This window comes from Mesorhizobium sp., assembly GCF_041661565.1.
Lineage (GTDB): Bacteria > Pseudomonadota > Alphaproteobacteria > Rhizobiales > Rhizobiaceae > Mesorhizobium.
The window spans coordinates 1-6706 of the sequence record NZ_JBAZUD010000199.1 but is presented as its reverse complement, the minus strand read 5'-3'; the positions used below and the strand labels follow the sequence as shown (position 1 = coordinate 6706).

The following is a 6706-nucleotide window of genomic DNA, read 5'->3' as shown; positions in this document are numbered from 1 at the left end:
ACTTATCTAGCAATCGGTGCCGGGCGCTTGAGGTGCGTTCCGTCGGAGGAGAGGCCGTGAATATTCTTGTTGTCTTGCGCATGATCCCGGATTCCGCGGGCGAGCTGCAACTCGCCGAGGACGGGCGTGCCATCGATCGGGAATGGCTGGATTTCCAGCTCAACGATTTCGACGATCATGCCCTCGAGGAGGCTATCCTGCTCAAGGAAGCCGGTGGCGCGAAGGTGACGGCGGTGGCCGTTGGCGAAGGCGCCAATCGTGTCTTGCAGATGGCTGCCGCGCGCGGCGCCGACGAAGTCGTGGCGCTTCAGTCCGAGGAGGACGCCATGATCTCGTCGCGTGAGATCGCGGCTTCCATCGCGGCGATGGCGCGGGCAAAGTCGGCGGACCTCGTCCTGTGCGGCGTTCAATCCAGCGAGGATGTCTTTGGCCAGCTCGCCCCTTACGTCGGCGCGCTGCTCGACTGGCCGCATGTGTCGGGAACCAACCGTATCATCGCAAACGGCGCTGTCCTTCGTGTCACGCAAGAGCGCGGCGCGGGTGTCGCCGTCACCTATGAGGTGGCCACGCCGGCGGTGCTGGGCGTCCAGACCGCTTCGAAGGCGCCACGCTATGTCTCCGGCAGCAAGCTTCGCGAAGCATCCAAGACGCCCATCGGCCGCGCTACACCCGAAGCGTCGGGCTTCGAGCGCTCCGCCGAGATCATCACATTGCGCCTGCCAGTCCAGGGCGGCTCCGGCGAGAACCTGGGCGACAATGCTGACACCGTCGCGGATCGGCTGGTCAGCATCCTGGCAGCCAAGGGCCTGGCGAGGAACTAGATCATGAAATTCATTGCCTGTACGGAAGGCCACTCCGGCAAGATCGAAGCCTTCTCCCTCGAAATGATCGCCGCGGCACGTTCGCTCGTCCATGCCGGCGACGAGGTCGTCGCCTTTTTCGCCGGCGCTGAAGCGGAAGCCGCATCCTCTCTCTTCGGTGCAGCCGATCGCCTGATAGTGGCCCGCGCCACAAAGTCGGACGTCATTCCCGCCGAGACCTATGCGCGGCTTCTGCGCGATGTCGTCGCCGCCGAAAGCCCCGGCCTGGTCATGGTTCCCTATTCGGCGAACGGACTGGACGTGGCAGCCGACCTGGCGGCGAGGACCGGCTGGCCGCTCATTTCCTATGTCAACGAAATCAAGCGGGATGGCGAGAGCCTGACCGTCGTCGCGCAGATGTATGGCGGCAAGATCCTCGCTGAATGCTCAGTGCCGCTGCCGGCGATCCTGATGATCAATCCGGGAGCCTTTGCGGAGGCAGCACCTGGTCCGGTCGATAGCGCGAGCGTGAGCACGATCGATGCCGAAGCCGTGCTCGCCGGAGGCAAGGTGAAGATGGTGGACATCGACGTGCCGGACTATGCCGACGTCGACCTGACGAAAGCCGAGAGGATCGTGTGCGTGGGCCGCGGCATCGGCGACGAGGCCAGCATCGAGCTTGCCCGCAATCTGGCGACGATGCTGGGGGCGGAGATCGCCGGAAGCCGTCCTGTCGTCGACAATGGCTGGCTGCCCAAGCTGCGCCAGGTCGGAAAATCCGGCCAGAAGGTAAAGCCGAAACTCTATCTGGCGCTCGGCGTGTCCGGTGCGCCCGAACATCTCGAAGGCATGTCGCAGGCCGACCTCATCATTGCCGTCAACACCGATCCGAAGGCTCCCATTTTCAATGTCGCGCATTATGGCGCGACTTGTGACCTGTTCGATCTCGTCGCCAATCTGAGCGACAGGCTGCGGGCCGGCACTGGCCTTTGAGATGGCATCGACCCTGCCACTCTGGGCCCTGGTCATCACAGCACTCGCATTGACTGCCTGGCGCTCGCGCCGTTACGCCTTTGCTCTCGCAAATGCGCCGGCCGCGGCCCGCTTCGACCAGCCAATGCGGCGTCTCGAAGGCGTCATGGTCGCCATCGGCCTGCATCGCAAGATGCTTCGCAAGCCGCTTTCCGGCGTGCTGCACGCCATCATCTTCGTCTCGTTCTTCGTGCTGTTCACAGCCACCATCGATGCCTTCGGCTCGCGGCTGTTCCCGGGGTTTTCGCTTGCCGCCATTGGCGGCGAGACCTGGATCGCCTCGTTGCAGGATATCTTTTCGGTGCTGATGCTGGTCGGAGTCGGACTTGCACTCTACCAGCGTTACGTGATGCGGCCGGCTCGCTTCGCCGGCTCGAGCGGCAGTGATGCGGCGATCATCTATGTGTTGATCGTCCTGATCGTGGCCTCCCTGTTGCTTGAAGCGGCGGCGCGCATAGAAGGGGGGGCCGACGGTTCGTGGCGGCCGGTCGCCTCGGCGCTGGCAGGACTGCTCGATCGGGCAGGCATTGCAGCGCCCGTCGCTGAAGAGGTCTTCTACTGGATCCACGTCGGGGCCATTCTGGCATTCCTTATCTATATCCCCGGGTCGAAGCACCGGCACATGTTCCTTGCCGCGCCCAACATCTACTTCCGCAACCTCGAGCCTCGCGGCCTGGCGCCCGCGGTCCCTGAAGCGCGCGAGGCTCCAGGCGTCGACAGCCTGGGCAAGTTCGACTGGAAACAGCAGCTCGATCTTCTGTCCTGCACCGAATGCGGCCGGTGCCAGGCGGTCTGCCCGGCCTATGCAGCGGGCCTTCCGCTCAGCCCGAAAACGCTGATCACCGACATGCGCGACGCCCTTGCTGCGCCCACCGCTTTGCCACTGGTCGGCGGCGTGATCTCCGGGGAGACGCTGTGGGCCTGTACCACGTGTCGAGCCTGCATGGAGGCTTGTCCGGTCGAGATCGAGCACCTGCCCAAGATCATCGACATGCGCCGTCATCTGGTCGACGAGGGCCGCGTCAGCCCCGGTCTGCAGGAGGCGCTGTCGAACCTGACGCGGCTCGGCAACTCCATGGGCAAGCCTTCCAAGATGCGGGCTCGCTGGACAAAGGAACTCGGCTTTCCGGTCAAGGACGCACGCGAGGAACCCGTCGATGTCTTGTGGTTCGTCGGTGACTACGCGTCCTATGATCCGCGCGTTCAGGAAATCACCCGCAAGGTCGCCGAACTGCTGACCGCAGCCGGTGTCGATTTCGGCATTCTCTTCGATGCCGAGCGCAACAGCGGCAACGATGTGCGGCGGGCGGGGGAAGAGGGGCTGTTCGAGACGCTCGCCCAGTCCAACATCGACGAGATCAATGCCTGTCGCTTCAACCGGATCATGACCACGGACCCGCATAGCCTGAATGCGCTGAAAAACGACTATCGGCATTTCGGCGCGGCGTTCGAGGTGCTGCATTATACGGCGCTGCTGGCAGAACTCATCGCGGAAGGAAAACTCGACTTGCGTGTCGCCGACGGCGCCAGGGTCACCTATCACGATCCCTGTTATCTTGGGCGCTACAATGGCGGCTTCGATGCACCGCGCGCGCTGATCCGCGCCGCCGGCTACACGCTTCATGACATGCCACGCTGTCGCGAGAATTCCTTCTGCTGCGGCGCTGGCGGCGGCCGCATCTGGCAAGGCGACGACGGCGTGACCGAGCGGCCGAGCGAGAACCGCATCCGCGAGGCGCTGAGCCTGGGCGACGTCGCCTATTTCGTCGTCGCCTGCCCGAAGGACAAGGTGATGTACACCGCCGCAACCGATGCGCTCGGCGTGGCCGATAAATTGAAGGTCGTGGACATAGCAGAACTTCTCGTGCCGCGCGCAAGCCACGCGACCGATATGCCCCCAGTGGAAACGACCTGACGGAATACGATCCAAGAGATCGAGACAAGCACCATGGGCTGTGGCCCCCGAAGGAGGAGAGAGCGATCATGTCGACCCTGAAAATCGGCTTTGTTGGCATCGGGAAAATGGGCACGCCGATGGCGACCCGTCTCATCAAGGCCGGCTACGAAGTGACCGTCTACGACCTCGACAGCAAAGCCGTCGCCGAGTTGACGAATGCGGGCGCGAAAGCCGCCGGCGGTGCACGCGAGGTTGCCGACAATGCGGAGATCGTCTTTGCCAGCCTGCCCAGCCCGCAGATCCTGGAAAAAGTCGTGCTTGGCGAAGGCGGCATCGCCGAAGGCAAGGCGGTCCGCATCTTCATCGACATCTCGACGACGGGCCCGCGGACGGCCGCCAAGGTGGCCGAGGGCCTTTCTGCCAGGAACATCGCCATGATCGACGCGCCCGTCAGCGGCGGATTGAAGGGGGCGCGCAACGGCACGCTCGCCGTCATGGTGTCGGGGCCGAAGGCCGCCTTCGAAACGGCAAGGCCGGTCATCGAGAATTTCGGCCGGATATTCTTCATGGGCGAGGTTCAGGGCTCCGCCCAGACCATGAAGCTTGCCAACAACCTGCTCGCGGCGGCGGCGCTGGCGATCTCCTCCGAAGCGGTCGTGATGGGCGTCAAGGCGGGCCTCGACCCCAAGCTGATGATCGACGTCATCAACGCCTCGAGTGGCCGCAACAGCGCCACTGAAGACAAGTTTCCGAAATCCGTGCTGCCGCGCACCTTCGATTTCGGTTTCGCCACGGGCCTGTCCTTCAAGGATGTACGGCTGTGCGTGGATGAGGCGGAGGCGATGGGCGTTCCGATGGTGGTGGGAAGCGCCGTTCGCCAGATGCTCAGCGTGACGAACCAACTCTACGGGCCTGATTCCGATTTTACCTGCATGGTCAAGACGGTCGAGACATGGGCGCATGTGGAGGTCGGCTCGGCCCAGGCCACGGACGTCGCCAAGGCGAGCTGATCATGAGTGACCAGGGACGCTATGAAATCCATGCCGTTCGCTACGGCCATTTCGAGCGCCGCTCGGGTGAGAATTTCCTGGGCGGGGACACGCATGACGTCCCCATGCCGCTGGACTACTTCGTCTGGGCGATCGTCGGGGAAAAGCGCACCTTCATTGTCGACACCGGCTTCGACAAGCCGACCGGCGACAAGCGCGGACGCAGGATCGTCAGGCCCGTCGATGAAGGCCTGGCGGCGATCGGCATCAATCATGCGGAGGTCAGCGACGTCATCATCTCCCACATGCATTACGACCATAGCGGAAACCATCATCTGTTCCCGAACGCGACCTTCCACCTGCAGGACGCCGAAATGGAATTCGCGACCGGCCGCTGCATGTGCCACCATGCGATGCGGCACCCGTTCGAGGCCGAAGACGTCACCACCATGGTGCGGCGGCTTTATGCGGGGAAGGTCTGCTTTCATGACCCGGAGTCGCAGATCGCGCCCGGCATAACGCTGCACAAGGTTGGCGGCCACTCGCGCGGATTGCAGGTCGTGCGGGTGGAAACCGACAATGGCGCGGTCGTGATCGCGTCGGACGCAGCCCATTTCTACGCCAACATGGACCGCGAAAAGCCTTTTCCGGTCTTTGACCGGCTGAGCGATGTGATCTTCGGGGTCGAGCGCATGAAACAGCTCGCTAGTTCCCCCGCCCACATCGTCCCCGGGCACGACCCGCTGGTGCTCAAGCGCTTCGCGCGCAGCCGCCAGGACGTCGAAGACATTGTGACGCTGAGCCGCCCGCAACACTATTGATCCCGCAGGCGATCGGCGCCGCCTAAGGTCCGTTCTCACCTGAGATGGAAGTCGGTGCCCGGTCGACGGCTCGGCACGAGGTCCCGTCGCTTCGCGTGCGGCCGTGGCACGTGATCTCCCTAAAAGCAGCCGCCACGTCACGCTTTGCCGGGTCAACATCATTTGAAATTGATCGAGATTCCTTTGTCTGGGACCATCCCGCCAAGTTCACAGTCCGGTCGTCGGAACCGAGGAGGCTATCGTGAAGCGGCGCAGTGTAGACAAGGGAAAGATCGAGCGTGCGGATCGCGAATCCAGGATCTTGCTGGATGCCGAACGGCAGCAACGAGAGACAAAGACCGCCCGGCTCAGGGAACTGCGCCTCCAACGTGAGCGAGCACCCTCGAAAGAAAGCAACGCGTGATCCACCGCAAAGCGAGGGAGGCCGGCATCTTCGAACCGGCGGAGATAGGGCTGCTCTTCCGGGTGTTCGACCGAACGCAGGTCTTCAATGAGAACGCGGCCGACCAGGAAGCGCGTGCTTCACGCATCATCGCGAACTACACCGCGGGAATCATGGATGAACAAGAGCTGATCGCGTTGTCTCGGCACGCCTTGGGGCGATAATCCAAACCGGTGCTGGATACGCCTCTCCGAGAGCGCAGGTACCTACCGCAAATTGAGAGCGTCGGCATGTTTCGGCCGTCAAATGCGAGATCCGCCGGCGAGGCCGACAACCGCCTTGCGCCAATCCGATTGGCAGGATCATATCTCAGGCAGGGCTCTCGGACCATAGGTAGGCCACAAAAGCGCGCAGCCCGGTGACCGTGCTCTCCTAGTTTTTTCTCGAGCTGCGCGGTTTGAAGGAAACTTTTCCCTGTCATCTGGCGTTTCTAGGGAGGTCGGTAATTTACGGCCTCTCAAATCGGAGGAATTTTCCATGAACATCAAGATGCTCACCATGGGCTCGATCGCCCTCGCAATGATGACCGGCTCAGCCCTTGCCGGCGGTAGTTCAGGCACGTCCGCGCTCGATGACCCTGCAAAGATGTCGCCATTCTTCACCGACGCTGGGATGAAGACCATGAAGTCCGACACCGAATTCAAGACCGCATGGATGGCGATGTCGGAAGAAGACCGTGCCGGGATGATGAAGGAGTGCGGCGACGAGGCGATTGCCAAGCAGCA

7 protein-coding genes are annotated in these 6706 nt (G+C 62.9%); all 7 read left to right on the top strand.

Features of this window, described 5'->3' with window-relative positions; translation table 11 throughout:
• The first annotated feature begins 56 nt into the window (after nt 1-56).
• Nucleotides 57-821 (top strand): hypothetical protein, encoded by a 765-nt coding sequence (locus WC739_RS23685; protein WP_372955422.1) that lies wholly within the window; start codon nt 57-59, stop codon nt 819-821.
• 3 nt (nt 822-824) lie between these two features.
• Nucleotides 825-1793: an electron transfer flavoprotein subunit alpha/FixB family protein gene (locus tag WC739_RS23680; protein ID WP_372955421.1), complete on the top strand. Its 969-nt coding sequence runs from the start codon at nt 825-827 to the stop codon at nt 1791-1793.
• Between the two features lies 1 nt (nt 1794).
• Complete coding sequence (locus WC739_RS23675; protein ID WP_372955420.1) at nt 1795-3747, top strand: heterodisulfide reductase-related iron-sulfur binding cluster; 1953 nt, start codon at nt 1795-1797, stop codon at nt 3745-3747.
• On the top strand, nt 3666-4739 hold the full coding sequence (locus WC739_RS23670) for an NAD(P)-dependent oxidoreductase (RefSeq protein WP_372955423.1): 1074 nt from the start codon (nt 3666-3668) through the stop codon (nt 4737-4739). The genes WC739_RS23675 and WC739_RS23670 overlap by 82 nt, the downstream gene beginning before the upstream one ends.
• A 2-nt stretch (nt 4740-4741) precedes the next feature.
• Nucleotides 4742-5539 (top strand): N-acyl homoserine lactonase family protein, encoded by a 798-nt coding sequence (locus WC739_RS23665; protein WP_372955419.1) that lies wholly within the window; start codon nt 4742-4744, stop codon nt 5537-5539.
• Nucleotides 5540-5938: 399 nt separating this feature from the next.
• Nucleotides 5939-6145 carry a hypothetical protein gene (locus tag WC739_RS23660; RefSeq protein ID WP_372955418.1) on the top strand — a complete coding sequence of 69 codons (207 nt, stop codon included), beginning with the start codon at nt 5939-5941 and terminating at the stop codon, nt 6143-6145.
• 313 nt (nt 6146-6458) lie between these two features.
• Nucleotides 6459-6706 (top strand): hypothetical protein (locus WC739_RS23655; RefSeq protein WP_372955417.1); only part of this gene is annotated, 248 nt, incomplete at its 3' end.